A 491-nucleotide genomic window follows, 5' to 3' on the forward strand; every position below is an offset into this window, starting at 1 on the left:
GGCCATGCCCAAGCGCCGGCGCAGCTCGGTGAGGCCGACGAACAGCATGCACAGGCGGGGATCGGAGTCCATGGCGTAGTTGGTGAGCAGGCGCAGATCCTCCAGGACATCGTTGCGCAGGTGATGGGCCTCGTCGATGATCAGGACCGGCAGTTGCTTGCTCTCCAGGGTGAGCCGGGAGATCTCGGCGCGCACCTGGCGGAAGGCGCTGGCGCGGTTGCGTTCGGTGGGCAACCCCAGCTCCCAGGCGATGGACTTGTACATGTCCATGACATTGCCGGTGGTCAGGGGGATGTAGAAGGTACGGTAGAGTCCCGAGTGCAGGGTGCTGGTGATGCGTCGGCAGGCGGTGGTCTTGCCGCTGCCGGCCTCGCCGGTGAGCAGGCCGATGCCCCGCAGGCGCAGCAGGTGCCTGAGCCGGGCCTGGGCCTCGCGCAGGGTCTGGGACTCGAACAGGTCTTCACTGGCCACGCTGGGTTCGAAGGGATAGG

Annotated in this window: 1 protein-coding gene; it reads right to left on the reverse strand. The window is 67.0% G+C overall.

All coding sequences use genetic code 11. From position 1 onward, the window contains the following. Positions 1-471, reverse strand: a 471-nt coding sequence (locus tag LPW30_RS15930; protein ID WP_420797728.1) for an AAA family ATPase, incomplete at its 3' end; no start/stop codon positions are given. Positions 472-491 lie beyond the last annotated feature (20 nt).

Source organism: Ectothiorhodospira variabilis (assembly GCF_022227625.1).
GTDB classification, from domain to species: domain Bacteria; phylum Pseudomonadota; class Gammaproteobacteria; order Ectothiorhodospirales; family Ectothiorhodospiraceae; genus Ectothiorhodospira; species Ectothiorhodospira haloalkaliphila.